At 47.5% G+C, this 1,201-nt stretch carries 2 protein-coding genes and 1 pseudogene; all 3 read left to right on the top strand.

The genetic code is table 11. The annotated features are described in order from the left end of the window. Nucleotides 1–126 precede the first annotated feature (126 nt). Entirely contained in the window at nt 127–654 is a 528-nt protein-coding gene (locus tag R7O12_RS25815; RefSeq protein ID WP_047103760.1) for a MotA/TolQ/ExbB proton channel family protein, read from the top strand. Nucleotides 655–679: 25 nt separating this feature from the next. Further along, nucleotides 680–1,087 (top strand): ExbD/TolR family protein, encoded by a 408-nt coding sequence (locus R7O12_RS25810; RefSeq protein WP_005379359.1) that lies wholly within the window; start codon nt 680–682, stop codon nt 1,085–1,087. Nucleotides 1,088–1,091: 4 nt separating this feature from the next. After that, nucleotides 1,092–1,201: pseudogene (locus tag R7O12_RS25805) on the top strand (sugar ABC transporter substrate-binding protein); the annotation flags it as partial.

Below are 1,201 nucleotides of genomic sequence, written 5' to 3'. Positions count from 1 at the left end.
CTGTTCCTTTACACCATCGTACACAGTAAAGGTCGTCGTTTGGTTCAAACTCTTGAAGAACAGAGTGCAGGCTTCATCGCTCGCTATCAGGAAAAACTACATAAAGCCGAAAGCTAAGGAGGCGTTATGTGGTGGTTAGTTGGAGAACTTGAATCAATTAGGCGCTTCTTGGGAATGGGTGGCGATGTACTCGTCGCCATCTTCATCCTCAGCTTTATGCTGTGGGCAGTATTGTTAGAACGTTGGTTCTATTTTGCTGCCGTCGCTCCAAAAGCCATGAAAAAAGCCGTTGGCTCATGGCAGGAGCGCTCAGAGCACCAGAGCTGGAACGCTAAGATGATCCGACAAGAAATTGTTTCTCGTCAGGACATTGAGAATAAAAAGGGCCTGCCAATCGTGAAAGTATTGATTGCGCTTTGTCCCTTACTGGGTTTGCTCGGCACCGTTGTTGGCATGATCCAAGTATTCGACATCTTAGCGGTAACAGGAACAGGAAGCCCTCGAGCAATGGCCTCGGGGATCTCAAAGGCAACAATCCCAACTTTAGCCGGGATGGTGGCTTCTCTATCAGGACTGTTCTTTAGTTCACGTCTTGATCATTTAGCCAAAGTCACAACGCAAAAGCTGGAAGATAAGCTAAAGCATATTGCCTGAGTAAATGGAATTAGAGGTATAGGTCATGAAAAGACGCTATAGCAGTGATAGCAGTGATGAAACCGCTATCGATATGACACCGATGCTCGACATCGTATTCATCATGTTGATCTTCTTTATCGTAACAACATCGTTCGTAAAAGAAGCTGGTCTAGAAGTAAACCGCCCGACAGCAAGCTCTGCGCAAACCGTGAAAAAAGGTAACATCATGGTCGCAGTTGGTGCGGCGGGTGATGTTTGGGTTGATAAACGCCGCATCGAAGTGGACGCGGTTCGCGCGAATATTGAACGTCTTCGTGCAGAAAGCCCTGATGGCGCAGTTGTTATCCAAGCCGACACTGAAGCAAATGCTGGCGTAGTCGTGAAGGTTATGGACCAGATCAAAATGGCAGGTGTAGAAAGCATCTCCATTGCCGCAACCAATAAGGATTAAGCTTATGCGGTATCTGGCCTCAATTGCACTGGCGCTCATTGTCTCCCTCGGGTTGTTCTGGGGGATGGACAAGCTAGTAAACAAAGAGCGCCACGAGTTAGTGTCGAATGATGA

The organism is Vibrio sp. Vb1574, assembly GCF_033338675.1.
This window is presented reverse-complemented; position numbering and strand designations above follow the sequence as displayed.